Here is a 24,095-nt window from a genome sequence, read left to right as displayed (position 1 = left end):
CGCCCGCCGCGCCGCGCGCGGCGCCGCCGACTCGTTCACCGCCGCCCACGGCCGGACCGGCAGGCGGCGGTGGCGCGGCCGCCACGTGGGTGGGATCGATGCCGGTATGGCTCTTGGCCCACGAGTAACACGCGCCTTGATCCTTCTGCTGCTGCGCCTGGCTCTGGCCCTTCGCCGGGTAGATGATCGGCGCGGCGCTCACCACGCCGGCAGGCAGCAGTCCCGCGACAAAGACCACACGGATGAGGCGTTTCATACACAGGCTCACGATGCCTCCCCGGTCGAATACCAGGTAGAACGAACTATGATCGGACGAAAAAGACGGCGCTCGCGGGTATCGCCGCTGGCGCATGCCCGGCTATCTCGCCGCGACGGCCCGCCATGCGCGGCGGGTGCGACACCCGCTGTGTCCTCAGCATGGGATGGCCGCCTGACCGGAGCAATCGGACCAAAGTCCTATTGGCGCACGCGCCTGCGCCGCTCAGAGGGCCGGAGGGCCAGACCTGTCCCGATCAGAATGCGTGGCGCATCCCCGCCGCCACCGCCACCTGGGTCTGCGTCGACGACGGCGAGAGCGTGTTGATCATCGCGTGCGACAGCACCGAACCTTGCGGCGCGCCGTGCACGTTCTGATAAACGCCTTCGACATAGAAGTCGGTGCGCTTGCTGATGGCGTATGCGGTTTGCAGCATCGCCGTGTTCCAGCCCGGGGCCGAGCCGTTATAAGCGCCGTGCGTGTACGTATAGGCGCCCGAGACCGTCCATGCCGGTGTAAGCGCATATTTCAGATTGGCTTCGTAGTTGTCCAGACGCAGCGAACCGCCAAGCGTTCCCGCCGACGCATCGCCCGCGCCCAGATACGTGCCCGAGCCGAACGCGAACACGCCTGCCGCGTTGTCGATCTGCGTGTGGCTCCACACAAGGCCGGCCGTGACCGGGCCATAGGTATAGTTGCCGCCCAGCGACCAGATGCGCTGGCGCTGCGCGATGAAGTCCGCGCTCGTGTCGCCCGTGGTGATCGCGCCACTGCCGTTGCCGGGGCCGTTGGCCTGCAGGTAGCCCGCCGCGAGATTGACCGGCCCTTGCGCATACGACACCGCAAAGCCGTACGCCCGGTTGTTGGCGAAGTTGCCGGCCTTGTTGCTGAACGCGTACATGGTCTCGAACGTGAGGCCGTTCCACGTCGGGCTCGCATATTTGACGGTGTTGTTGAAGACCACCGAGTTGGCCGAGAGATTGTCGTTTTCGAACGGATGGCCGGCCAGGCTCCCGCCCCACGTGTTCCATTCCGCCGTGAGCGGGCCCACGAGGTCGTTCATCACGTCGAACTGGCGGCCGAACGTGAGCGTGCCGTACGGGTCGCTTTGCAGGCCCACCCATGCCTGTGAACCGAACATGCTGCCGGCAAACGCCTGGGCGCCGTTATTGATCATGAAGCTCTGCTCGATCTTGAACAGTGCATGGAGACCGCCGCCGAGGTCTTCCGAGCCCTTGAGGCCGAACACCGAGTTCTGCGTCGGGCTGCTGCTGAGCTGCCAGCTGCTGTGGCCGAGCTGGTTATTGGTGTAGACGAGGCCTGCGTCGATCAGGCCATAGAGCGTCACGCTGCTTTGCGCATGCGCCGCTCCCGCAAATGCGCCGGTCAGTGCAAGGGCGATTAGCGATTTCTTCATGTTCGATGTACTTGTGGTCTAAAAAATAGACCGCGCATCATACGGGGTGGCGGATAGAAATTGCGCTCAAATTGAAGGCGGCGTTGCGCGGAAAGAACACCGCGCAACGCGCGCAAGCTCATCGCCCTGCGTCACAGCACTGAGTCACAGCACGGCGTCACAGCACCGCGACCACCTTCACGTCGCTGCGATCCGCCGAAGCCACCACCTTGCCATCCACACGCCGGAACGTGAGCGTCACCGCGGCGTTGCCCACGCGCAGATCGCCCACTTCGAGCCAGTCGATGCCTTCTGGCAGCATGGGCTGCTCGACGCGCACTTCGTGGCGCGCCGCGTCGATGCTCACGCCGAGGCACGCTTCGAGCATCATGAACGGCGATCCCGCGGCCCAGGCCTGCGGCAGACACGCCACCGGATACGCGGTGGGCGGCTCGCCGCGGCGTTGCGGGAAGCCGCAGAACAGCTCGGGCAAGCGCATATCGAACGTGACAGCGGCTTCGAACAGCGCCTGCAACAGGCGCACGGCCGCTTCCTTGCGGCCGTAGCGCGCGAGCCCGCGCGCGCACAGCGCGTTATCGTGCGGCCAGACCGAGCCGTTGTGATATGCCATCGGATTGAAGCGCGCCTGGCCCGCCGCCAGCGTGCGCACGCCCCACCCCGTGTGAAACAGCGCCGATTCGAGCACGCCGGCCACGGCGCGCCCGCGTTCGTACTCGGGCAGGCCGAAGGCGAGCAGATGCCCCGCGTTCGACGCGAGCACGCGGCACAGCTCGCCGTGGCCGTCGAGCGCGATGCCGTAGAACTCGGACTCCGCCATCCAGTACTTGTCTTCCACGCAACGGCGAATTTTGTTGGCGCGGCCCGCATAGCGCACGGCGTCTTCAACGAGGCCGCGATGGGTGGCGAACTTCGACATCGTCTCGAAGGCTGCGCTCGCGTAGGCCTGCACTTCGACCAGCGCGATCGGGCCGTCGGGGAAGCGGCCGTCCGCATGGAACACCGAGTCGTGACTGTCCTTCCAGCCCTGGTTCGCGAGGCCGCCCTCCGACTCGCGCTTGTAATCGAGCAGACCGAGCGGATTGCGCTCGCATACGCCCGCGACCCAGGCCGCCGCGCGTTCGAGCGCGGGCCAGAGCTCGTCGATGAGCGCCATGTCGCCGGTGCGCTCCGCATAGGCGCCCGCCAGCACGACGAACAGCGGTGTGGAATCCACGCCGCCGTAATAGAGCGCGAACGGCACTTCGCCCGTGGCGGCCATTTCGCTCTTGCGCATCTCGTGCATGATCTTGCCGACTGACGCATCGCGAAACGCCGAGTCCTCCAGCGCCTGATGCGCCGCGAGGAAGCGCAGCACGCCGCTCGCGAGCGCGGGCGTGAGCCAGAGCGTCTGCAGCGAAGTGATGATCGCGTCGCGGCCGAACGGCGTGGAGAACCACGGAATGCCCGCATAGGGATACGGGCCCGTGGGCAGATCGGTGGTGAGCAGGCCGAGGTCGGCGATCGAGCGGTTGATCCACGCATTGAAGAGCGGATTGCTCGAACGCACATGCGCCGCCGCGCGGCGGCGCTCGCGCATCACGATGTGCGCGTCGACCAGCGCGGCGCGCACGGCTGCGCGGCCCACGCGCATTTCCTTGGAATCGGCGAGGCAATTCGGCGTCTGGATGATGCCCGCGCTCAGTGCACTGGGCGCGGCGCCGGCGAGCGGCTCCACTTCGATGGCCACCGAGAGGTAGACCGACACGCAAGCCTGCGCGGGCAGCGCCACGGTGAAGTCGGCACGGTCGGCGAACAGCTTGTCGGGCGTGGGCGAGAATTCGATGCGCACGCGCCGCGCGACTTTATCGAGGCCGATATATTCGAGCCGCACCTCGCCGTCTTCCACGCGCGGCGGCGCGATCGTGCCCTGCCGCTCGCGCTTCAGCCCGCGCACTTCGAACATGTCGCGGAAGTCGCTCGCGAACGAGATCGACAACGGCACGACCGCTTCTTCGGTCCCGTAGTTCGTGAGCTCGATGGCCTCGGTCATCATCGTGCCCGAGAGCACGCGCTCGCGCTCGACGTGAATCACGCCCTCGGGCGTGGTCGAGCCGCCGAGCGGCGGCAGCGGGCGGTTGGTCAGATGCGCGGTGAATGCGGTGTTGTCGCTGCTCACGCTGCCCGAGAGCAGCGAGGGCCTGCGCCCGCCGAAGGTGAGACGCAGCGACGACAGCACGCGCGTATCGTTGACGAAGAGACCATCGTCCACGCCCGTGATGTCGCCTTGCGGGTCGTTGACGATGAAGGTGTCGCCCGACTTGAGCACGTGCTGGTCCGCACTTGCGATCTCGGGTGTTTCAGGCGCGATAAATGCGCCATCGCTTTCTTGAACGGGATGGTCCACGCCGCCCTCGCGGGTGACGCCGCCGAGTGATTCGGGATCCTGCATCGCGTGCCTCCTGGTCGGTTCGCGCTTGCTCGATTGGCATGATTGGCTCGATTGTAGTAGCTCGAGCAGTAATCGTACGAAAGCTTTGTCCGACCAGAAGTCCGACCAGAACGCCGCGGGTTCACCGCGGCATTACGCAAGAATCTGCAAAAATCAGCAAAAATCAGCGCGTGGCGATCGGCGTGGCCTCGCGCGAGGTTTCGCCCACGAAGAGCTGACGCGGACGGCCGATCTTCTGCTCGGGGTCGGCGATCATTTCGTTCCACTGCGCAATCCAGCCTACCGTGCGCGCCATCGCGAAGATGCAGGTGAACATCGCGGTGGGAATGCCCAGTGCGCGCTGCACGATGCCCGAGTAGAAGTCGACATTCGGGTACAGCTTGCGCGACACGAAGTATTCGTCTTCCAGCGCGATCTTTTCGAGCGCCATGGCGAGCTTGAACAGCGGATCGTCGTGCAGGCCGAGCTCGTTGAGCACTTCGTGGCACGTTTCGCGCATGAGCTTCGCGCGCGGATCGTAGTTCTTGTAGACGCGGTGGCCGAAGCCCATCAGCTTCACGCCCGAGTTCTTGTCCTTCACCTTCGCGATGAATTCGGGGATGTTGTCGACCGAGCCGATCTCTTCGAGCATGTTCAGCGCGGCTTCGTTCGCGCCGCCGTGCGCGGGGCCCCACAGACACGCGATACCCGCCGCGATGCACGCGAACGGGTTCGCGCCCGACGAGCCCGCGAGACGCACCGTCGAGGTCGAGGCATTCTGCTCGTGGTCCGCGTGCAGGATCAGGATGCGGTCGAGCGCGCGCACGAGCACGTCGTTGACCTTGTATTCCTCGGCCGGGTTCGCGAACATCATGTGCATGAAGTTCGCGCTGTACGAAAGCTCGTTGCGCGGGTACACGAACGGCTGGCCGATCGTGTACTTGTACGCCATGGCGACGAGCGTCGGCAGCTTCGCGATCATGCGGATCGCCGACACGTCACGGTGCTTCGGGTCGTTGATGTCGAGCGAGTCGTGATAGAACGCGGACAGCGCGCCCACCGCCGCCACCAGAATCGCCATCGGATGCGCGTCGCGGCGGAAGCCGCGGAAAAAGAAGTGCATCTGCTCATGAACCATCGTGTGGTTCGTGACCATCGCAACGAATTCGTCTTTTTGCTGTTGCGTGGGCAGTTCGCCCTTGTACAGCAGGTAGCAGGTTTCGAGGAAGTCGGCGTTCTGCGCGAGGTTGTCGATCGGGTAGCCGCGATAGAGCAGCTCGCCCTTGTCGCCGTCGATGTACGTGATGGCCGAGTTGCACGCCGCCGTCGACATGAAGCCCGGGTCATACGTGAACATGCCGGTCTGAGCGTAGAGCTTGCGGATGTCGATCACGTCCGGGCCCGTCGTGCCCTTGTAGACCGGCAGTTCGACGCCTTCTGCGTGGCCGGGGATCGTGAGTGTGGCGTGGGTCGTTGCATCGATCATGACTTGTCCTTGCTTTGGGTATTTCCGGTCGCTCATTGACAAAACTCGCTGCGACCGCATGCCGCATTTTACGGCGCAGCGCAGCATTGATTGATAGCGACACCAGCAACAATGCCTCTCCAGCTCAGCAATATTGCAGGCTTTCAACAGGCTTAACATCGATTATTGCAACAATATTTTGCCTGTGCAGCGCAACATGGGCCCGTTCCGCTCTGAGATACTGCCTCGCATGCCGCGGCCTCTCCGGTCGATACGCACAACATGATGAGGAAGGAACAGATGAACATTTCGGTCGACACCCTGTTCGCGGAAGACGAGCTTGCAGAAGACGCCGCCGTCACCGCGCTCAATCACCAGGACATCGTGGTCGCGCTCTCAGCGGCGCTTGCATCCGAACGCGTGGCGGTGCTCCACATGCTCTACCCGCGCACCGACGCGCGCACGCACCGCAGCCTCGACGCCCTCGTCGACGTCCTGCACGGCCACGGCCTGCATGAGGTCGCGAAACTCGTTGCGCAGGAAGCGCACTACCTCGTGTTCAAGGATCCGGTGAAGGCATGGAAGGCCTTTCACGAGATCCGCAACGACTCGCTCGCCATTGGCGTGCATCTCTACTACGCGGGTCTCGTGGGCGAAGCGGCCGAGCATAAGCTCGACGCGCATGCGCACGGCCGCGACTAAGTTCGGACTGCCATATTTCCGGAAATTCGCTGATAAGGCCGCGCTGGGACCACCCTGCGCGGCCTGGCTCGCAAGCGAAGTCAAGCGAAGCGCTAACGCTATCCCAGCGCCCGCACCAGCGCGTCGCGCCCGAGCATCGCGCCTTGCGGCGTAATCGTGTGGCCCACGCCCGGCAGCGCGAACGCCGCCACGGCAAAGCCCGCGTCGCTGAATGCGATGGCGGCGCGCTCCAGTTCCATCACCGGGATCACTTCATCGTCCTCGCCGTGCACGAGCGTGAGCGGCGTGCGGCTCTTCGCGACCACCGGCGTGGCAAGACGTCCCGCGTAGGCGACCACGGCCGCCGCTCCCTCGGGCTGCGTCGCCGCGTGGTAGAGCGACATAATCGACCCTTGCGAGAAACCGACCAGCGCGAGGCGCTCGAAACCGAGCCCCCAGTGCGCGAGCTCGTTGGCGAGGCGCTGTTCCAGCACCGGCGCCGCCGCCTCCACCCGCGCGGCGCGGTTGGTCTCGTTCACGTCGCGCAACGTGAACCACTGCCGTCCGCCAAAGCCGCCGTCGAACGGCTCGTGGCCGTCGAACGAGGCGAACGCGACGCCGGGCAGCGCGTCGCGCCAGGCGTCGGCTAGCGGCATCAGATCGCGCGCATTGCTGCCCACGCCGTGCAGCAGCACGACGATCGCGCGCGCCGCGCCTTCGGCCGGCGCGAGACGCCAGCCGCCATCGAATGGTTCCCAGCTCATTGTCTTGCTCCCCTCTGGTCTTACCGCCTTTTTGCCAACGCTCCCGCCAGCGCACTTGCCAATAGACCGGCTTGACGCCAGCATACGCCGCCCTTGCGACCCGCGTATGTCCGCCCGCGGGACCGCCCATCAAACGAAAGGCAAGTGTAATGGCACTAGCGGTAGCGCGGCCGGACGATGTCCCTGCGCCGTCTGGGGATGCTTCCACGCCCGCCCATGCCGTGGCGCGATTGCAGGTATCCTTGCCGCAAATCCGGTCCGCCGCGCGAGTTACGCGCGGCCCCGCTGCCCTTGAATTCGCGGAGAAAAAGCTTGAGCCAGCCCGCCGCTCCATCGTCCTCGCCGCCACCCGCGCCGCCGCCCCTCGAAGGCGGCAAGCTGATCCTCGCGACCATCGCCGTCGCGCTCGCGACCTTCATGAACGTGCTGGACAGCTCGATCGCCAACGTGGCCATCCCGACCATCTCGGGCAACCTGGGCGTCTCGGTGGACGAAGGCACCTGGGTTATCACGGTGTTCGCGGCGGCCAACGCGGTTTCGATTCCGCTCACGGGCTGGCTCACGCAGCGCTTCGGCCAGGTGCGCCTGTTCGTGGCGTCGATCCTCGCGTTCGTGGTCGCTTCGTGGCTGTGCGGCGTCGCGCCCACGCTGCCGATCCTGCTGGTCGCACGCGTGCTGCAGGGCGCGGTGGCGGGACCGCTGATTCCGCTCTCACAAGCCATCCTGCTCGGCTCCTGGCCGCGCGATAAATCGGCCACCGCGCTCGCCTTCTGGGCGATGACCACCACAGTGGGCCCGATCGCGGGCCCCGCGCTCGGCGGCTGGATCACCGATAGCTACAACTGGTCGTGGATCTTCTACATCAACATTCCGGTCGGCATATTCGCCGCCTCGGTCACGTGGTCGATCTATCGCCATCGCGAGTCGGCCACGCGCAAGCCGCCCATCGACGTGGTGGGTCTGGGCCTGCTGATCGCGTGGGTCGCCTCGCTGCAAATCCTGCTCGACAAAGGCAAGGACCTCGACTGGTTCGCCTCGCCCGTGATCGTGACGCTCGGGGTGACCGCGCTCGTGAGCTTCGCGTTCTTTCTCGTGTGGGAGCTCACCGCGGAGCATCCGATCGTCGACCTGCGGCTCTTCAAGCAGCGCAACTTCCTGGGCGGGACCATCGCGATCTCGGTGGCCTATGGCGTGTTCTTCGGCAATCTGGTGCTGCTGCCGCAGTGGATGCAGGAATACCTGAATTACCGCTCGGTGGATGCGGGCCTCGTGACCGCGCCGCTCGGCATCTTCGCGCTGCTGCTGTCGCCCGTGGTCGGACGCATCCTGCCGCGCACCGACGCGCGCATGATCGCGACGGCGGCGTTCGTGCTGTTCGCCGTGGTGTTCTTCATGCGCTCGAAGTACGTGATCGAGATCGACACCTGGCATCTCGTGCTGCCCACGCTGCTGCAGGGCGTGCCGATGGCGCTGTTCTTCGTGCCGCTCACGGCGATCATCCTCGCGGGGCAGCCGTCGCAGCGCATTCCCGCCGCCGCCGGGCTGTCGAATTTCGTGCGCGTGTTCTGCGGCGCCGTGGGCACGTCGATCGCGACTAGCGCATGGAACAACCGCACGATCCTGCACCACGCGCGCCTCACCGAGCAGGCTTCGGTCAACAACCCGGTCTTCACGCAGTCAATCGCTCAGACGCAGGCCGCGCTGCATCTGAGCGAGCCCTCGGCGCACGCGCTGTTCGATTTTCAGCTCTCGACCCAAGCCGCGATGATGGGCCTGAACGACATCTTCTATATCTCGGCGATCATTTTTCTCGCGATCATTCCGCTTATCTGGATCACGAAGTCGACGAAGGGTTCTGGGGGTGGCGGCGCGGCAGGCGCGCATTGAACCTGCCGCATTGAGCGTGGCACACTTGCCGCCTGGGTCGCGCTACGCGAACCGCTGCGGCAAATAAGGCCTGGGATCGGTGAAAGGCGTCTCGCCCATGATCTGCTCCGCGACGAGCCGCCCCGACACCGGCCCCAGCGTAAGCCCGTGGTGGTTATGCCCAAACGCGAACCACAGCCCCGCATGACGCGGCGCGGGCCCGAGCAGCGGACGCATATCGGGCGTGCATGGACGCATGCCCATCCACGGCGTATCGTCTAGCCGCTTGCCGAGCCCGAACATGGGCCGCGCCACGCGCTCGGCCGCATCGAGCTGCGCGTAGTTCGGCGGCCGCCCGCGCGCGGCCAGCTCCACACCGGTGGTGAGCCGCAAGCCGCGCTTCATGGGCGCGACCACATAGCCGTTCTCGATATCCACCACAGGACGCGTGAGCGGCGCGTCGGCCTCGCTCGCGTAGTGCATGTGGTAGCCGCGCTTGGGGAGCAACGGCACACGGTAACCGAGCGGCCCCGTCACGAGATCCGACCACGGCCCGAGCGCCACGACAGCCAGTTCCGCCGATAACGGCCCGTTGTCGGTTTGGACTTGCCAGCCGCTGCCCTGCGCGCGCAGCGTGAGCGCATCGCCCTTCGCGAACGTCCCGCCCTCACGCAGGAACAACTGCGCGTAGCCTTTCACGAGCGCACCGGGGTCGGCCACGCTGGCCGGATCCATCCAGTGCAGCCCGCCGGCATAGCCCGCGGCAAGCGACGGCTCCGCCGCGCGCAGACCCGCCGCGTCGAGCGCCGCCATGCGCAGCCCATGCTGCGCAACCACGCGCTGCGCGTCCTCGCGCTCGCGCTCGAACTGTGCGGGCGAACGGTACGCCTCGATCCACCCAACCGGACGCACGAGCGGGCGCAACTCCGTTCTTGCAATCAGCGCGTCATGCTCGGCGACGCTGCGCTCGATGAGCGGCAACATATCGCGCGCCGCGCCCGCCAGCCGCGCCGGCGCCGACTCGCGCCAGAACGTCGCGAGCCAGCGCGCGTACGCGGGCAGCGAGCGCACGTCGTAGCGCAGCATGGTCGAGTCGTTGCGCATGAGCCGCAGCAGCATGCGCCAATCGCGCGGAAAGCCATACGGCACCACCGACGACGCCTCGATCAACCCCGCGTTGCCGAAGCTCGTTTCCTCGCCGGGTTCGCGTCGGTCGACCAGCGTGACGCGCACGCCGCGCGCCTGCAGATGCAGCGCAACGCTCACGCCGACGATGCCCGCGCCCAGCACGATTGCGTCCTTGCTCATGCGGCTCCTCTGGAAGTCCTGGATGGGGTGCTGGCGCGCATCACTTCGCAATGATGTCGCGGCCGAAATACTTCATCGACAATTTGGTAAGGGTGCCGTCCTTGCGCAACGCATCCAGCGCCGCGACCACCTTCGCCTTGAGCGCCGCATCGTTCTTGCGCATGCCGAAGCCGGTGCCCTCGCCGAGCGTGGCGGGGTCCTTGAGCGGCGCGCCCGCGAAATCGAAGTCCTTGCCTTGCGGCTTCGACAGAAAACCGTCGGTGGCAGTCTGCACTTCCTGGACCGCGCCGTCCAGACGGCCCGCGGCCAGATCCGCAAAAATCTGGTCCTGATTCTCATACGTGACGATCGACACGCCCTCGGGCGCCCAGTGCTTGCGCACATAGTCTTCCTGCGTCGACCCTTGCAGCACGCCGATGTGCTTGCCCTTGAGACTCGCCGGCGTGGGCTGCAGCCCCGCGCCGCGCTTCGCGACCATCTGGATCGGCATCACGTAGACGGCCGGCGTGAAGTCGATCTGCTGACGCCGCTTGTCGGTGATGTTCATCGCCGAATTGATGGCGTCGAACTTGCGCGCCTCGAGCGCCGCAATCAGGCCGTCGAAGCTGTTCTCCACCCACACGCACTTCACCTGCATGCGCTGGCAGACCGCGTTGCCGATGTCGATGTCGAAGCCCTGCAACTGGCCCGACGGCGTCTTGCTCTCGAACGGCGGATAGGCCGCCTCCACGCCGAAGCGCAAGGTCTGCGCGCTCTGTGCATACACCGCGCCCGCCGTCATGCCGAGGCCCGCGCCAAGCAAGCCTGCCAGGCCCGCAAGACGGACCGCTCGCGCGTAGCGAATCATCTTCGTGTTCATCGTCGTCACCATAGTCGTCAGGAGGTCGGGCCGAGTCGTTCGTGAAGAAGTCCCGCGCCACGATGCGAATATAGACGAAAAATAAAAATAAAGTCTAGAATGGACAAAAATGTCCACATTCGGAATCGCTGGTGGTCCCCACGCTGGGTCTGCGGCGCAGGTCCCGAATCACTCATGGAGCACAGCATGTCTGAAACGTCCCTTCCCGGCGCGAACGCCGCCGCGCCTATGCTCGCGCCGTTCATCGCCGACGCCGCGCAGGTGCGCGCCGCGCTGCCCGATCTCGACGTGCGCGGCGTGCTCGCGCAGATGTTCGCCGCGCTCGGCCGGGGCGAGGCCGTGCAGCCGCCCCAGACGCTCGCGCCGTTTCCGCAGGACGCGGGCGACTTCATCACCTATCTGGGCGTGCTGGCCCACGCGGGCGTGTTCGGCGCGAAGCTTTCGCCCTACATTGCCGGGGTCGCCGGCGCCCAGGGCGCCAAGCCCATCGTCACGGCCTGGACCGCGCTGATGTCGATGCAGACCGGCCAGCCGTTGATGTGGTGCGACGCTGCGCTGCTCACGACCGAGCGCACGGCGGGCACGACAGCGCTCGCCATCGACCAGCTCGCGCCGCGCGCCGCACGCCGCCTCGCCGTGATCGGCGCGGGCGCGGTGGCGCTCGCGCACATTCGCCACGCCGCGCCGCTGCGCGCGTGGGACAGCATTCGCGTGCACTCGCCGGGCCTCGCCAGCGACACCGACCGCGCCGCGAGCGTGCGCGCCGCCGACGCCCGCGTGAGCCTCGCCGCAACGGCTCGCGAATGTGTCGAAGACGCCGACGTCGTGATGCTCTGCACCTCGTCGGGCAAGCCGGTGCTCGCGCTCGACGCGCTCACGAAGCCCGCGCTCGTCACCTCGATCAGCACCAACGTCGCACAGGCGCACGAGATCGATCCGGCCGCGCTGCCCAAGCTCGACGTGTATTGCGACTACCGCCGCACCACGCCAGCGAGCGCCGGAGAAATGGTGCTGGCCGCGCGCGAGCACGGCTGGTCGCCGGACGCGATCGTGGGCGATCTCGCCGAACTCGCGAACGACGCCTGCCCGCGCCCGGACTACGTGCGCCACGTGTTCTTCCGCTCGATCGGCCTCGGTCTCGAAGACATCGCGATCGCTCACGCGCTCTATACGCACCTGCTCGGAGCAGCACGCTCATGAAGAAGTCGCCCGCCTCCCCGAAAACGCCGCGCGAGCGGCTGCTCGAACGCTACGCGCACGTGGCGGACAGCATCACGACGCTGTTCTTCCCGTTCGCCGAAGTGGTGATCCACGATCTCGCGGACCAGACCGTGGCGTACCTGTCGAACAATCTTTCGAAGCGCGAGATCGGCGACGACTCGGCACTCGAAGACGTCGAGGAAACCACACGCAACAAACTGCTGGGCCCGTACGAAAAAGTGAACTGGGACGGCCGGCGCATGCGCTGCGTGAGCACGGCGCTGTTCGACGACGCCGGGCACGCGATGGGCGTCATGTGCATCAACTTCAACATCGCCGCGTTCGACGACATGCACGCGACGCTCGATCTGTTCCTGCGCGGCTCGGGCGTGATCGCCCAGCCCGAGGAGCTGTTCAAGGACGACTGGCAGGAGCGCATCAACACCTTCCTGCACGGCTGGCTGCGCGAGCGCCAGGTGGCGCTCAACTCGCTCACGCGCGAGCACCGGCGCGAGCTGGTGGAGGCGCTGCATGCCGAGGGCGCGTTCAAGGGCAAGAGCTCGGCGAACTATGTGGCGAAGGTGCTGGGCATGGGACGCGCGACGGTGTACAAGCACTTGCGCGAGATGAAGGGCGAAGGGTCGTAGCGATTTGGATCGCGTCTAACGAGACGCCGGACACGCATGCTGCAAACTGGCTGCGCTATCATCGCCTTCCCTGCTCACGCGCGTCATCCGTCAATGGACAAGCCGGACTATCAAGCGATCCTCGAACAGATCCATCGCGACATCGCGCCATGGCGCACCGCCGGCCGTGTCGCCGACTACATCCCCGAACTCGCCAAGGTGCCCGCCGAGCGTTTCGGCATGGCGATCGTCGCGCTCGACGGCACCGTGTACGCGGTCGGCGACGCGCGCGAGCGCTTCTCCATCCAGAGCATCTCCAAGCTGTTTGCCTGCACGCTCGCCTTCCAGTTGCTCGGCGACGCGCTCTGGGACCGCGTCGGCCGCGAGCCCTCGGGCAATGCGTTCAACTCGCTCGTCCAGCTAGAGACCGAGCGCGGCAAGCCGCGCAATCCGTTCATCAACGCGGGCGCGCTCGTGGTCACCGACGTGCTGTGCCGCCGCTTCGTGGGCGCGGAAACCGCGCTGGTGCAGTTCGTGCGCCGGCTCACGGGCGCCGCCGATCTCGACTACGACCTTCGCGTCGCGAGTTCCGAACTTCAGCATGCCGCACGCAACCGCGCGATGGCGCATTTCATGGCGAGCTTCGGCAACCTGCAAATGCCGCCGGAAACGGTGATCGAAGCGTATTGCCGCCAGTGCGCGATCGAGATGAACTGTGTGGAGCTCGCCACCGCCGCACTCTTTCTCGCCAACGGCGGCGTCGCGCCGGTGTCGGGCGAACACATTCTCGACGCGAGTTCCGCCAAGCGCCTGTCCGCGCTGATGCTGACCTGCGGCACCTATGACGCCGCGGGCGATTTCGTCTATCGCGTGGGGCTGCCGGCGAAAAGCGGCGTGGGCGGCGGCATCCTCGCCGTGCTGCCGGGGGAGATGGCGGTGTGCGTCTGGTCGCCGGGTCTCGATGCGAACGGCAACTCGCTTGCGGGGGTGAAGTCGCTGGAGTGGTTGACCACGCGGACGGGGCAGTCGATTTTTTGAGCGGGCTCGCCCCTCGCTCGCACCAAGTAATGCAATCAACTCACGCACCCTCCACCATGCCTTTTGAAATCCGCCCCGAAACCCCCGCCGACATTCCCGCGATCCACGCGCTCACCGCGGCCGCCTTCCTGCACGCGCCGCACACGAGCCACACCGAGCACTACATCGTCGACGCGCTGCGCGCGGCCGGCGAACTCGCGGTCTCGCTCGTGGCAGTGCAAGGGGATGAACTCGTGGGGCACGTTGCGCTGTCCGCCGTGACGCTTTCGGACGGCAGCGCGGATTGGTTCGGTCTCGGGCCGCTGTCGGTCGCGCCTTCGCACCAGAGGCAAGGCATCGGCGGCCGGCTCGTCGAGCAGGCGCTCGACGCGTTGCGCGCGCGGCACGCGGCGGGCTGCGTGCTGCTTGGCGACCCGCTCTACTACCAGCGCTTCGGCTTCACGCCCGAAGCCGCGCTGGTGCTGCCCGGCGTTCCCGCCGAGTATTTTCAGGCGCTCGCACTGCGCGGCAACGTACCGGCGGCCAGCGTGCGATACAGCGAGGCGTTCGAAGCGAGCGCGTAGCGTTGAAACTGCAGTCGGAATTGCGGCGGCGAATCAAAACCCGCGCTCGTCCCACCGCGTGTCCCGCACCTGGACGATGCCGCCCTCCACGCGCACCGCGAATACCGCGACATCCTCATAGGCCGGCGGCCCGAGGACCTTGCCGGTTCTGATGCAAAAGCGCGCGCCGTGCCGTGGGCAGATCACCTCGTCGCCCTCCACCGCGCCGCCGGTCAGCACGCCGCCGTCATGCGTGCAAACGTCTTCGATCGCGTAGCAGGTTCCGTCGAGATTGAACACCGCGACCTGCGCGCCCTCGACATTCACGCTGCGCACCGCGCCCGGCGGAAATTCGGCGTATGGCGCCACGTCCACCCAGTCGGCCATGTCAAAACATCCCCAATTCCAGACGCGCCGCCTCGGACATCCGCGCTCGCGTCCACGGCGGATCCCACACCAGTTCGACCCGCACCGCGCTCGCCCCCGCCACGTCGAGCACGCTGTCTTCCACGATCGACGGGAATGTTTGCGCAACGGGGCACCCCGGCGCGGTCAAGGTCATGCGGATCGACACCTGCCGGGTTTCGTCGTCGACGTCGAGCCCATAGACGAGCCCCAGATCGTAGATGTTGACGGGTATCTCGGGATCGTAGACCGTGCGCAGCGCATCGATCACGCGCGCGCGAAACTCGCCGCCGCTGCCCTGCGCGTCGTCGCGTTCCTGCATGTCATCAGTGGGCTTCATGGTTCGCCTCGCGTCATTCGGTGGATACCGTGTCGCCCTGGTCGCGCAAGGCGGCGCGCAACGTGTGCCAGGCGAGCGTCGCGCACTTGATGCGCGCCGGAAACTCGCGCACGCCGGCCAGCACCGCGAGTTTGCCGAGCCCGGTCGTGTCATCGAACGGCCGGTCGGCGGGCGCCGTCGCCATCGCGTGAAAGCGCTCGAACAGCGCGTCGACCTCGGCCTCCGTGCGTCCCTTGAGCGCCTCGGTCATCAGCGAGGCCGAAGCGGTCGCAATCGCGCAGCCCGCCCCTTCGAAGCCCACGTCCTTGACGATGCCGTCCTCGACACGCAGATACAGCGTGATGCGGTCGCCGCACAGCGGGTTGTACCCTTCGGCCCGGCGATTCGCATCCGGCAGCGCATGGCAGTTCCGCGGCCGCCGGTAGTGGTCGAAAATCGTTTCCTGGTACAACTCACGAAGGTCGCTCATAGCGGGAACAGCTCCTGCACGCGCGCGAGACCATCGACGAGCGCATCCACGTCGGCGCGCGTGTTGTAGAGCGCGAACGATGCGCGCACCGTAGCCGGTACGCCATAGCGCGCCATCACCGGCATCGCGCAATGATGGCCGGTACGCACCGCCACGCCGCATTGGTCCAGGATCGTGCCGATATCGTGGGCGTGCGCGTGCTCCATTACGAACGATACGATCCCCACCTTCTCCTTTGCCGTGCCGATCATTCTCAAACGCGGCACCGCGCGCAACGCATCGCTCGCATAAACAAGCAGATCGGCCTCGTGCGCTCCCGCGACTTCCACACCGATTGCGCTCACATAATCGAGCGCCGCCGCCAGCGCAACCGCACCCGCGATATTCGGCGTGCCGGCCTCGAAGCGCCACGGAATCGTGTTGTACTCGGTCTTTTCGAAGCTCACGCTGCGGATCATGTCGCCGCCGCCTTGCCACGGCGGCATTGCCTCCAGCAGACTGGCCTTCGCGTAGAGCGCGCCGATGCCGGTCGGCCCGTAGACCTTATGCCCTGAAAACGCGTAGAAGTCGCAATCGAGCGCGGCCACGTCCACAGGCAAATGCGCGATTGCCTGCGCGCCGTCGATCAGCACCGGCGCGCCGTGCACGTGCGCGAGTTCGATCAGCCGTGCGATGGGGTTGATGGTGCCGAGCGCGTTCGACGCGTGCGTGATCGCGACCATGCGCGTGCGCGGGTTCAGCATCCGCGCCCAGGCGTCGATGTCGAGCGTGCCGCTGTCGTCGATGGGCACGACCTTGAGCACCGCGCCGGTCTGGGCGCAGACCATCTGCCACGGCACGATATTCGAGTGGTGCTCCATCGCGCTGATGAGAATCTCGTCGCCGGGCCGCACGCGGGGCCGGACATGGCTCTGCGCCACGAGATTGATCGCCTCGGTGGTGCCGCGCACGTACACGATTTCTTCGGCGCGCGCCGCGTGGATGAACCGCGCGATACGCAGGCGTGCGCCTTCATAGGCATCGGTGGCGCGTTGCGAAAGCAGATGCACGCCGCGATGCACGTTCGCATTCGTCTGTTCGTAAAAGCCGCGCTCCGCTGCGATCACGGCCGCGGGCTTCTGCGTGGTCGCGCCGTTGTCGAGATACACGAGCGGCAGGCCGTGCACGCGTTCGTTCAGAATTGGGAAATCGCGCCGCCAGCGCGCCACCGTTTCCTCGTCTGGAATCCGCACGGGTTCGACAGGTTTCATGCGAGCCCCCGCAGATGCTCGCCGCCGGGTACGCGCGCGAGCAGCAGCTGTGTAAGCCGCGAACGCAGCGCAGCGCTATCCACGCGGTCCACGCAGGCGCGCGCGAACGCCCACACCAGCAGCGCCCGCGCCACGCGCTCTTCAATGCCGCGCGAGCGAAGATAGAACAGCGGAGTCTCGTCGAGCTGGCCAACGGTCGCGCCGTGCGTGCATTTCACGTCGTCGGCGTGAATCTCCAGTTGTGGCTTCGTGTCAATCTGCGCATCGCGCGACAGCAGCAGATTGTCGTTGCCCTGATGTGCGTCGGTCTGCTGCGCGTCCCGATGCACGATCACACGCGCGTCGAACACGCCGTGCGATGCGCCATCGAGCACGCCGCGATAATACTCGCGGCTCGTGCCGCGCGGCTGCTCGTGATCGATGCGCGTGTGATGGTCCACATGCTGTCTCGCGCCCACCAGATAGAGGCCGTTCAAATCGGCGCGAGCGTCGGCCGCGTCGAGCCGCGTCGCGATCTGCGTGCGCGAGAGCGCACTGCCGAACGCAAACGAATGCGAAGTGAAGTGGCTCGCCCGCTGCTGCGCAACGTCCACGTCGGCGATATGGAACGCACTGCGCGCCTCCTGCTGAATACGGCAATGCTGGACGTCGGCTTCGCTGTCCGCGACGATCTCGGTGGCGGTGTTGACGAAATACGGCTCATCGGCGATTCCGGCGAACTGCTCGACGATCGCGCAGCGCGCGCCCCGCTCCGTCAACACCACATTGAACGGGTGCATCGCGAGGCCTGCTTCGTCGGCGAAAAAGAGCACGTGAAGCGGCGCGTTCATCACACCGTGTTCCGGCAGCATGACCACGTAGCCGTCGCTGAGGAATGCGCCGTTCAGCGCCGCGAAGCCGTCGCGAAACTCGCGCCGCGCCATCACCGCATGGAGCCGCCCCGGCATGTCGCGTATCGCCTGGCGCAGGCTGCCCACATAGGCGCCCTCGGGCACATCGGCAAGCCGGGAAAACGTCGGCACGCAGCGGCCGTTCACGAACACAAGACGGTTCGCGGCTTCATCCGGCACGAGATCGCTCACCAGCCCGGCAATGCCGCCCGGGTCCGCGGGCGCGGGATGTGCAGGCGCGAAATGCCAACATGGCTGTGCGATCGGCGTTACGTTGGTGTACTTCCACGCTTCGAGTTGCGTGCCCGGAAAGCCCAGCGTCTCGAACCGCTCGAACGCGCGGCGCCGGGCGCTGCGCAGCCACGGCAACTCGACGCCCGGCAGCGTCTTCACCGTCGCGCGGAACGCGTCGCGGTAGTAGTCGCGCAGCGCTTCGCTCATGACTGCTCCTCGCGTGCTTCGCCGCTGAGCCAGCCGTAACCCTTGCGCTCCAGTTCGAGCGCAAGCTCATGCGTGCCCGAACGCACGATGCGCCCCTCGGCAAGCACGTGGACATGATCCGGCACCACGTAATCGAGCAGGCGCTGATAATGCGTCACCAGCACGATCGCGCGGTTCGGGTCGCGCATCTGGTTGATGCCGCGCGCGACCACCTGCAACGCGTCGATGTCGAGGCCCGAATCGGTTTCGTCGAGAATCGCCAGGCGTGGCGCGAGCACGGACATTTGCAGCACCTCGTTGCGCTTTTTCTCGCCGCCCGAGAATCCCTCGTTGACGCCACGCGAGAGCAGACCTTCGTCCATCTGCATGTCCGCGAGCTTCTGTTTGATGAGCGCGAGAAATTCCATGGCGTCCAGTTCCGGCTCGCCGCGCGCCTTGCGCTGGGCATTGAGCGCGGCCTTCAGCAAATACGCGTTGCTGACGCCGGGAATTTCCACCGGGTACTGGAAGGCGAGAAAGACGCCCCGGCGCGCGCGTTCATCTGGCGCGAGCGCGAGCAGGTCTTCGCCGTCGTAGCTCACGCTGCCGCCTGTCACCACACAGGGCGCGCGCCCGGTCAGCACGTGCGCGAGCGTGCTCTTGCCCGAACCGTTCGGGCCCATGATCGCGTGCACCTCGCCGGCATTCACGCGCAGATCGACGCCGCGCAGAATCGGCTTGCCTTCCACTTCGACACTCAAGTTGCGGATATCGAGCATCTCGTTCGCCCTCTCAGCCCATGCACCCTTCGAGACTTACGCCCAGCAGCTTCTGCGCCTCCACGGCGAATTCCATGGGCAGCTCTCTGAATACGTCCTTGCAAAAACCGTTGACGATCATCGACACCGCGTCTTCTTCCGAGAGCCCGCGCTGCATGCAATAGAACAACTGGTCTTCGCCGATGCGCGAGGTCGACGCCTCGTGCTCGACCTTCGCGCTCGCATTCTTCACCTCAATGTACGGAAACGTAAAAGCGCTGCACCGGTCGCCAAGCAGCAGCGAATCGCAGCGGCTGAAATTGCGCGCGTCCTGCGCCGAGCGGCCCATTTTCACGAGCCCGCGATACGCGTTTCTGCCGCGCCCGGCGGAAATGCCCTTCGACAGAATCGTGCTGCGCGTATTGCGCCCGAGGTGAATCATCTTCGTGCCGGTGTCGGCCTGCTGGTAATGATTGGTGAGCGCCACCGAATAGAACTCGCCAATCGAATTGTCGCCGCGCAGGATCACGCTCGGGTATTTCCATGTGATAGCGGAGCCGGTTTCTACCTGCGTCCACGAAATTCTTGCGTTGGCTTCGCGGCAGTCGCCGCGCTTGGTCACGAAGTTGTAGATGCCGCCGCGTCCCTGTTCGTCGCCTGGATACCAGTTCTGCACGGTCGAATAGCGGATCTGCGCGCCTTCCAGCGCCACCAGTTCCACCACGGCCGCGTGCAACTGGTTTTCGTCGCGCATCGGCGCGGTGCAGCCCTCCAGATAGCTCACGTACGCGCCCTTGTCGGCCACGATCAGCGTGCGTTCGAATTGCCCGGTGTTGCGCGCGTTGATGCGGAAATACGTGGACAACTCCATGGGGCAGCGCACACCAGGCGGGATATAGCAGAACGAGCCGTCGCTGAATACCGCTGAATTCAGCGTGGCGAAGAAGTTGTCGGTGTACGGCACCACCGAGCCGAGATACTGCCGCACAAGCTCCGGATGTTCCTGCACCGCTTCCGAGAACGAGCAGAACACAATGCCGAGTTCGCCGAGCTGCTTGCGGAACGTCGTGGCCACCGAGACGCTGTCGAATACCGCATCCACGGCCACGCCGGCCAGCACCTCGCGCTCGCGCAGCGGCACGCCGAGCTTTTCATAGGTGCGCAGCAATTCCGGATCGACTTCGTCCAGGCTCTTCGGCCGCTCGCCTTGCGTGTGCGGCGCCGAATAGTACGCGATGGACTGCCAGTCGATAGGCGGATGCTCGACCGTGGCCCAATGCGGCTCGCTCATCGTGAGCCAGTGCCGGTACGCTGCCAGCCGCCATTCGAGCATGAATTCCGGCTCGTGCTTGCGCGCTGAAATCAGCCGGATTACGTCTTCGGAGAGCCCGCTCGGAAAGGTGTCGGACTGCACGTCGGAGACGAATCCATGCTGGTATTTGCGCTGAACCCATTGTTCCATTCCGGTCGCGCTTTGACTCATCTGGACCTCCGCATGGCGCGGAAACCGCTCGCGAAGCCGCGCGCCCATGACGACCGGCGGCATCGCGATTATTACGGTCTCCTGTTTACTCTCACCAACCATTGTAGAGCCGCACCCAAGACCCTGGCGGACTCAGGGTCTCCACACGGACGTCGGATCAGACGACCTGGAGACTCGACCTGGCCCTCATCGATCACCTGATGCACCTATGGGGAAACATCAAAGTTTTCGGGAAGGCCCTCCGAAAGAGCATCCGACGCCGGCATGGCAAAGGGACAAATCGAAGATTCACTGCATCGCAGCAGATGCCCTTCATACCACCACGTTGACAGGCTCGGCGCAGACGAAGCGGTAAATGTTTGTCCATCAACTGATCCGCGAGGCTTTGCTGCGCCTCGTCTGAGGCCCATGCCACGTGCGGCGTCACAATCACATTCGGCCGGCCGGCGATTTTCATCAGCGGATTGTTCTCGGCGGGCGGCTCGCCCGATAGCTCGTCGAAGCCAATGCCGCTGATCCATCCTTCATCGAGCGCGCGCACGAGCGCTTCCTCATCGACCAGCCCGCCGTGCGCCTTATTGATGATGAGCGGCTTGCGCTTCATCGCGCGAAACTCGGGCAGCGCGAGCATGCCGCGCGTCTGCGGCGTCAAGGGGCTGTGTATCGCGATGACGTCGCTGCTTGCCAGCACCTCGTCCCACGGCGTGTAAAGCGGCCCGAGTCCCTCGCGCCCCTTGTGCGCCGCGAAGAGCACACGCATGCCGAAGGCCTTCGCAATCTCGGCCACGCGCTGCCCCAACACGCCCTCGCCGATCATGCCCAGCGTCATGCCGCCCAGATCGCGTATCGCATGGTTGAAGGAACAGAATTGGCCGGCGGATTCAACCGGTCGATGCAACGATTTGGTTAAATCGCGTGCGGATCTGCCGAAGCTCAAGAGCTTTCAGGATTGGCTGTTCAACGAACTCGGGGCGGGTTGAGCGCCGCGGCCGCACTTACCGTTTAAAGGACGCCCGCAGGTCAGGGCGTCGGATGTGAACACGACGTGAAAAAACCATCCTGACCCGGTGCCCGGCGCCCTGCTAGACTATAAGTTCCCCCGAAAACCATGGAGGGAAACATGAGAACCGTCTACGTGGTGAAGACCGGTAGGCAGTTCCTCTGCTGCGCAGAGGACGGCGACATTGGCATGGCGCCAGAGATCGAAGGGGCCAAGTCCTTTACCTCGTATGAGGACGCGGAAAAAGCGGCGAACGAAAACGCCGACCCCGGATACGAAATCGTGGCCGTCAGCGTTACGACACACTGACGCTGTTCTGCATCCGCTTACTGGAAAGCGCCATCTTCCAGTACGGAGTTCGCCCGCCCTCCACTCGCGCAACAACGCACAGGAAATCGGCGGGCGCATCCCAATCGACGCAAGAGCGATCGTGCGCGTGCAGACGCTGATCGTTTCATGCCGGCCAGCCGCGTTCGTCCTAGAATCAACACGAGGGGGCGAGGCGACATGAATCGCAAAGTGGTCACTGGGCTACTGTGCGGCGCACTACTCGCCGGTTGCGTGACAGCCGGTGTCGACGTGAGGCCAGAACAGATGGCGAACTTCAGGCACGGCGTGACGACACTGCAAGACGTGATAAGCGCGCTCGGCCCGGCGTCCGTCGAGACCGCGCTGGACGACGGCTCGACGCTGCTCGTCTACACCTACGTGACATCGCGTCCGCACCCGGAAAGCTATATCCCGCTCATCGGTTCGCTCGTCGCTGGCGCCGACACACACTCGTCCGCGGCCGTGTTTCTGTTCGATTCGCACGGACTCCTCAAGAGTGCGAACACCACGAGCTCGAACGTCGGCACGGGCATGACCGCCGCCCATACCGCGCCGCCCAGAGCAACGGCGCCAGTCACAGAGGCGCCCGTTGTGATCAAAAGCGTCCCGCCTCCCGCCGTTCAAACCGAACAGCCGACGCCGGAGCAAGACGTCGCGCCCGCGACGCAAGTGCCCAGCGAACCCCAACTGGAACTTAACGTTCAGCCGGCTCCCGTCGAATAGGCATCCGAGACCGCTTGCCTGCCAGGGGTAATCGACGGCCGGTTTGTGGCGCGCTGGGACGCCCGCCTGCAGGTCTTCGCTGCAACGCCCATACTGCGATCACAGGACTTCGGCGATGCGCCGTGAGCTATCAGTGGTTCTATCAGGTCACGCGCCCATTCTCCTAGTCAGTTATCCTGATCATTGTCGAGCCGATGGCTGAGTGTCGCGCGGCGGACTACCGTTAATTTGCGACCAGAATGAAAGCCGAGGGCGCATTCTGGCGAAAAGCGAGCAAGCTGGCTGAAGTGGCGCGAATGTACTGAAGAAGACAGGCTGTAGCGGACCAGACGCGGCGAAAGCGAGAATGACGGAACGCTCGAAGCGGCGTGTCATTCAATACTGGGCGCAACGCCACAACTGAAGAACAATGCACCGCGCTATTAAAAAAGTTGGAAACTGCTAACAAATTTAGTTGTACGAGCGAGCGAAGCTTTCCCCGAAAACTCTATGTAGAACACGGCGATTAAGATAAGCGCGTTTATCGTGACGAGCGAAAGAATCGAGGAGTCGTGAACCCAGGCGAACAACGATGTCGCGCCATCCTCTGCCGACTGCCGTAAAAAGCCGCGGCGACTGCACGCTTGTCTACCGACAGTCGAATGTCGAATTGCCGATATCGGCCAACATGCGACGGTCGCGAGAGATGCTGGCCGGTCATTCGAGCGGCAGCGGCATCTCCATAGCGGCCATCCATCTGATCTCTCAAGATTGGCGGGCGGTTACCTTCCGTGTGTCGCGAGCTTTGCCAGTAAGTAGCTGGCGACTGTGCCAACAGACTCTATCGCTGCTTTGGCCTCGGCGTCGGTGAGTGTCGGTAGCCACGGGCGGCCGTGGCCAGAGCCATGCTTGTTCCGGACGCGGTTAACACCGAGCGCGGTGGCGAACAGGCCCCGCTCCATAATGCGGACAGGCGACTCACCCTGAACTTCCGGTATCTCCGGCACCGCAAGATCCAGCGCAATGAAGGCCATGCCCAACAAGGCTTGAAAATTAGCTCCCGCGGGATAGCTGCCCCGTATTGTCATAAGCACGTGGGCAGCAGTGGCCTCAAGCAGGTCCTTGCCCGTTCCAGCCACAAGGGCTGCGTCCTCGGCGCCTCGCTGTGCGCGCCGCGCGTAGCCCAGCAGTGCATCGGTCAGCTCTGGGCCACGAAGAGCTGTGAGCACTTTCGGCGAAAGCGTCCCGTCGTCTGTGAGGACAAAGCCAACGCTGTCGCAGGCCGACTTGGCGTTCGCAATCGCCTCGGAGCCAACGAAATTTGGTGCGCCAGCGCGGAAGCCGCCACACGCACGAATCTTTCCCAGGAGACCCATGGCGAACCGCGAGGCGGCGGTGGGATTGGCCGTCATCGCCTCGTACAGCACAGATCTGACCCGCTTGGCCTTTCCGATCAGCTGCCCCTGTTGCTTGGGATCGAAGGTCGCCAGCCCGGACGTATTGATTTGAAATTCGATGTCCGAATGCGATGGCTCTCGATAGCTTCCGCTATTACCCGAGTCGTCTACCAACTGGGAAAATGCGTGTACGACCATGTCAGTAACAGGAATGTTCGCCAT

At 65.2% G+C, this 24,095-nt stretch carries 23 protein-coding genes and 1 pseudogene; 8 read left to right on the top strand and 16 right to left on the bottom strand.

What is annotated here, in order from left to right; genetic code table 11:
• The 4 genes and pseudogenes from HV773_RS17185 to gltA form a co-directional block, all read right to left on the bottom strand.
• Positions 1-256 (bottom strand): annotated as a pseudogene (locus HV773_RS17185) (hypothetical protein); the annotation flags it as partial.
• A 256-nt stretch (positions 257-512) separates the two neighbouring features.
• On the bottom strand, positions 513-1,673 hold the full coding sequence (locus HV773_RS17180; protein WP_175195794.1) for a porin: 1,161 nt from the start codon (positions 1,671-1,673) through the stop codon (positions 513-515).
• A 157-nt stretch (positions 1,674-1,830) separates the two neighbouring features.
• The gene (locus HV773_RS17175; RefSeq protein WP_175195792.1) at positions 1,831-4,101 is read right to left on the bottom strand and encodes an amylo-alpha-1,6-glucosidase; all 2,271 of its coding nucleotides are present in this window, start codon (positions 4,099-4,101) and stop codon (positions 1,831-1,833) included.
• A 163-nt stretch (positions 4,102-4,264) separates the two neighbouring features.
• Positions 4,265-5,566: a citrate synthase gene (gltA, locus tag HV773_RS17170; protein WP_175195790.1), complete on the bottom strand. Its 1,302-nt coding sequence runs from the start codon at positions 5,564-5,566 to the stop codon at positions 4,265-4,267.
• A 279-nt stretch (positions 5,567-5,845) separates the two neighbouring features.
• Here gltA and HV773_RS17165 point away from each other — a divergent pair, with 279 nt between their 5' ends.
• Complete coding sequence (locus tag HV773_RS17165; protein ID WP_175195788.1) at positions 5,846-6,247, top strand: hypothetical protein; 402 nt, start codon at positions 5,846-5,848, stop codon at positions 6,245-6,247.
• Between the two features lie 98 nt (positions 6,248-6,345).
• Here HV773_RS17165 and HV773_RS17160 read toward each other — a convergent pair whose 3' ends face one another.
• The gene (locus HV773_RS17160; protein ID WP_175195786.1) at positions 6,346-6,990 is read right to left on the bottom strand and encodes an alpha/beta hydrolase; all 645 of its coding nucleotides are present in this window, start codon (positions 6,988-6,990) and stop codon (positions 6,346-6,348) included.
• 312 nt (positions 6,991-7,302) lie between these two features.
• On the opposite strand from HV773_RS17160, the gene HV773_RS17155 reads away from it, so the two are divergent.
• Positions 7,303-8,877, top strand: a complete 1,575-nt coding sequence (locus HV773_RS17155; RefSeq protein ID WP_246282307.1) for a DHA2 family efflux MFS transporter permease subunit — start codon at positions 7,303-7,305, stop codon at positions 8,875-8,877.
• Positions 8,878-8,919: 42 nt separating this feature from the next.
• On the opposite strand, the gene HV773_RS17150 is transcribed toward HV773_RS17155, so the two are convergent.
• Positions 8,920-10,164: an NAD(P)/FAD-dependent oxidoreductase gene (locus tag HV773_RS17150; RefSeq protein WP_175195785.1), complete on the bottom strand. Its 1,245-nt coding sequence runs from the start codon at positions 10,162-10,164 to the stop codon at positions 8,920-8,922.
• A 40-nt stretch (positions 10,165-10,204) separates the two neighbouring features.
• Positions 10,205-10,945, bottom strand: a complete 741-nt coding sequence (locus HV773_RS17145; protein ID WP_377730226.1) for an ABC transporter substrate-binding protein — start codon at positions 10,943-10,945, stop codon at positions 10,205-10,207.
• A gap of 264 nt (positions 10,946-11,209) precedes the next feature.
• Between HV773_RS17145 and HV773_RS17140 the strand changes: the two genes are divergently transcribed.
• The 4 genes from HV773_RS17140 to HV773_RS17125 all read left to right on the top strand — a co-directional run bounded on the left by HV773_RS17140 (position 11,210) and on the right by HV773_RS17125 (position 14,450).
• Positions 11,210-12,223 (top strand): ornithine cyclodeaminase family protein, encoded by a 1,014-nt coding sequence (locus tag HV773_RS17140; RefSeq protein ID WP_377730200.1) that lies wholly within the window; start codon positions 11,210-11,212, stop codon positions 12,221-12,223.
• Entirely contained in the window at positions 12,220-12,870 is a 651-nt protein-coding gene (locus HV773_RS17135) for a helix-turn-helix transcriptional regulator (RefSeq protein ID WP_175195781.1), read from the top strand. Before HV773_RS17140 ends, HV773_RS17135 begins: the two co-directional genes overlap by 4 nt.
• A gap of 93 nt (positions 12,871-12,963) precedes the next feature.
• Entirely contained in the window at positions 12,964-13,887 is a 924-nt protein-coding gene (locus tag HV773_RS17130) for a glutaminase (protein ID WP_175195779.1), read from the top strand.
• Between the two features lie 56 nt (positions 13,888-13,943).
• Positions 13,944-14,450 (top strand): GNAT family N-acetyltransferase, encoded by a 507-nt coding sequence (locus HV773_RS17125; RefSeq protein ID WP_175195777.1) that lies wholly within the window; start codon positions 13,944-13,946, stop codon positions 14,448-14,450.
• 33 nt (positions 14,451-14,483) lie between these two features.
• Here HV773_RS17125 and HV773_RS17120 read toward each other — a convergent pair whose 3' ends face one another.
• The 8 genes from HV773_RS17120 to HV773_RS17085 all read right to left on the bottom strand — a co-directional run bounded on the left by HV773_RS17120 (position 14,484) and on the right by HV773_RS17085 (position 21,381).
• A complete protein-coding gene (locus HV773_RS17120) occupies positions 14,484-14,816 on the bottom strand; it encodes a non-heme iron oxygenase ferredoxin subunit (RefSeq protein WP_175195775.1) in 333 nt (110 codons plus the stop codon).
• Position 14,817: 1 nt separating this feature from the next.
• Complete coding sequence (locus tag HV773_RS17115; RefSeq protein ID WP_246282313.1) at positions 14,818-15,156, bottom strand: SUF system Fe-S cluster assembly protein; 339 nt, start codon at positions 15,154-15,156, stop codon at positions 14,818-14,820.
• A gap of 31 nt (positions 15,157-15,187) precedes the next feature.
• Positions 15,188-15,643 (bottom strand): Fe-S cluster assembly sulfur transfer protein SufU, encoded by a 456-nt coding sequence (sufU, locus tag HV773_RS17110; protein WP_175195771.1) that lies wholly within the window; start codon positions 15,641-15,643, stop codon positions 15,188-15,190.
• On the bottom strand, positions 15,640-16,893 hold the full coding sequence (locus tag HV773_RS17105) for a cysteine desulfurase (RefSeq protein WP_175195769.1): 1,254 nt from the start codon (positions 16,891-16,893) through the stop codon (positions 15,640-15,642). The genes sufU and HV773_RS17105 overlap by 4 nt, the downstream gene beginning before the upstream one ends.
• Positions 16,890-18,224: a Fe-S cluster assembly protein SufD gene (sufD, locus tag HV773_RS17100; RefSeq protein ID WP_175195766.1), complete on the bottom strand. Its 1,335-nt coding sequence runs from the start codon at positions 18,222-18,224 to the stop codon at positions 16,890-16,892. Before sufD ends, HV773_RS17105 begins: the two co-directional genes overlap by 4 nt.
• A complete protein-coding gene (sufC, locus tag HV773_RS17095) occupies positions 18,221-18,982 on the bottom strand; it encodes a Fe-S cluster assembly ATPase SufC (RefSeq protein WP_175195764.1) in 762 nt (253 codons plus the stop codon). The genes sufD and sufC overlap by 4 nt, the downstream gene beginning before the upstream one ends.
• Positions 18,983-18,995: 13 nt before the next feature.
• Complete coding sequence (gene sufB, locus HV773_RS17090; protein WP_175195762.1) at positions 18,996-20,444, bottom strand: Fe-S cluster assembly protein SufB; 1,449 nt, start codon at positions 20,442-20,444, stop codon at positions 18,996-18,998.
• Positions 20,445-20,637: 193 nt separating this feature from the next.
• Positions 20,638-21,381, bottom strand: a complete 744-nt coding sequence (locus HV773_RS17085; protein WP_246282306.1) for an NAD(P)-dependent oxidoreductase — start codon at positions 21,379-21,381, stop codon at positions 20,638-20,640.
• A gap of 183 nt (positions 21,382-21,564) precedes the next feature.
• On the opposite strand from HV773_RS17085, the gene HV773_RS17080 reads away from it, so the two are divergent.
• The gene (locus HV773_RS17080; RefSeq protein WP_175195760.1) at positions 21,565-21,753 is read left to right on the top strand and encodes a hypothetical protein; all 189 of its coding nucleotides are present in this window, start codon (positions 21,565-21,567) and stop codon (positions 21,751-21,753) included.
• 198 nt (positions 21,754-21,951) lie between these two features.
• Positions 21,952-22,497, top strand: coding sequence for a hypothetical protein (locus HV773_RS17075; RefSeq protein ID WP_175195758.1), 546 nt, complete (start codon positions 21,952-21,954; stop codon positions 22,495-22,497).
• Between the two features lie 761 nt (positions 22,498-23,258).
• Here HV773_RS17075 and HV773_RS17070 read toward each other — a convergent pair.
• Positions 23,259-24,095, bottom strand: a complete 837-nt coding sequence (locus HV773_RS17070) for an abortive infection family protein (protein WP_175195756.1) — start codon at positions 24,093-24,095, stop codon at positions 23,259-23,261.

The sequence above is a fragment of the Paraburkholderia caffeinitolerans genome, assembly GCF_902859945.1.
GTDB lineage: Bacteria > Pseudomonadota > Gammaproteobacteria > Burkholderiales > Burkholderiaceae > Paraburkholderia > Paraburkholderia caffeinitolerans.
This window is presented reverse-complemented; position numbering and strand designations above follow the sequence as displayed.

What these genes read in the sequence shown, in the direction of transcription:
- HV773_RS17160 (WP_175195786.1), bottom strand. Translation starts at nt 6,990, where the DNA reads ATGAGCTGGGAACCATTCGATGGCGGCTGGCGTCTCGCGCCGGCCGAA.
- HV773_RS17135 (WP_175195781.1), top strand. Translation starts at nt 12,220, where the DNA reads ATGAAGAAGTCGCCCGCCTCCCCGAAAACGCCGCGCGAGCGGCTGCTC.
- HV773_RS17175 (WP_175195792.1), bottom strand. Translation starts at nt 4,101, where the DNA reads ATGCAGGATCCCGAATCACTCGGCGGCGTCACCCGCGAGGGCGGCGTG.
- HV773_RS17180 (WP_175195794.1), bottom strand. Translation starts at nt 1,673, where the DNA reads ATGAAGAAATCGCTAATCGCCCTTGCACTGACCGGCGCATTTGCGGGA.
- sufB (WP_175195762.1), bottom strand. Translation starts at nt 20,444, where the DNA reads ATGAGTCAAAGCGCGACCGGAATGGAACAATGGGTTCAGCGCAAATAC.
- HV773_RS17105 (WP_175195769.1), bottom strand. Translation starts at nt 16,893, where the DNA reads ATGAAACCTGTCGAACCCGTGCGGATTCCAGACGAGGAAACGGTGGCG.
- HV773_RS17115 (WP_246282313.1), bottom strand. Translation starts at nt 15,156, where the DNA reads ATGCAGGAACGCGACGACGCGCAGGGCAGCGGCGGCGAGTTTCGCGCG.
- HV773_RS17130 (WP_175195779.1), top strand. Translation starts at nt 12,964, where the DNA reads ATGGACAAGCCGGACTATCAAGCGATCCTCGAACAGATCCATCGCGAC.
- HV773_RS17070 (WP_175195756.1), bottom strand. Translation starts at nt 24,095, where the DNA reads ATGGCGAACATTCCTGTTACTGACATGGTCGTACACGCATTTTCCCAG.
- HV773_RS17165 (WP_175195788.1), top strand. Translation starts at nt 5,846, where the DNA reads ATGAACATTTCGGTCGACACCCTGTTCGCGGAAGACGAGCTTGCAGAA.
- gltA (WP_175195790.1), bottom strand. Translation starts at nt 5,566, where the DNA reads ATGATCGATGCAACGACCCACGCCACACTCACGATCCCCGGCCACGCA.
- HV773_RS17125 (WP_175195777.1), top strand. Translation starts at nt 13,944, where the DNA reads ATGCCTTTTGAAATCCGCCCCGAAACCCCCGCCGACATTCCCGCGATC.
- HV773_RS17140 (WP_377730200.1), top strand. Translation starts at nt 11,210, where the DNA reads ATGTCTGAAACGTCCCTTCCCGGCGCGAACGCCGCCGCGCCTATGCTC.
- sufU (WP_175195771.1), bottom strand. Translation starts at nt 15,643, where the DNA reads ATGAGCGACCTTCGTGAGTTGTACCAGGAAACGATTTTCGACCACTAC.
- sufC (WP_175195764.1), bottom strand. Translation starts at nt 18,982, where the DNA reads ATGCTCGATATCCGCAACTTGAGTGTCGAAGTGGAAGGCAAGCCGATT.
- HV773_RS17120 (WP_175195775.1), bottom strand. Translation starts at nt 14,816, where the DNA reads ATGGCCGACTGGGTGGACGTGGCGCCATACGCCGAATTTCCGCCGGGC.
- HV773_RS17080 (WP_175195760.1), top strand. Translation starts at nt 21,565, where the DNA reads ATGAGAACCGTCTACGTGGTGAAGACCGGTAGGCAGTTCCTCTGCTGC.
- HV773_RS17075 (WP_175195758.1), top strand. Translation starts at nt 21,952, where the DNA reads ATGAATCGCAAAGTGGTCACTGGGCTACTGTGCGGCGCACTACTCGCC.
- sufD (WP_175195766.1), bottom strand. Translation starts at nt 18,224, where the DNA reads ATGAGCGAAGCGCTGCGCGACTACTACCGCGACGCGTTCCGCGCGACG.
- HV773_RS17150 (WP_175195785.1), bottom strand. Translation starts at nt 10,164, where the DNA reads ATGAGCAAGGACGCAATCGTGCTGGGCGCGGGCATCGTCGGCGTGAGC.
- HV773_RS17145 (WP_377730226.1), bottom strand. Translation starts at nt 10,945, where the DNA reads ATGACGGCGGGCGCGGTGTATGCACAGAGCGCGCAGACCTTGCGCTTC.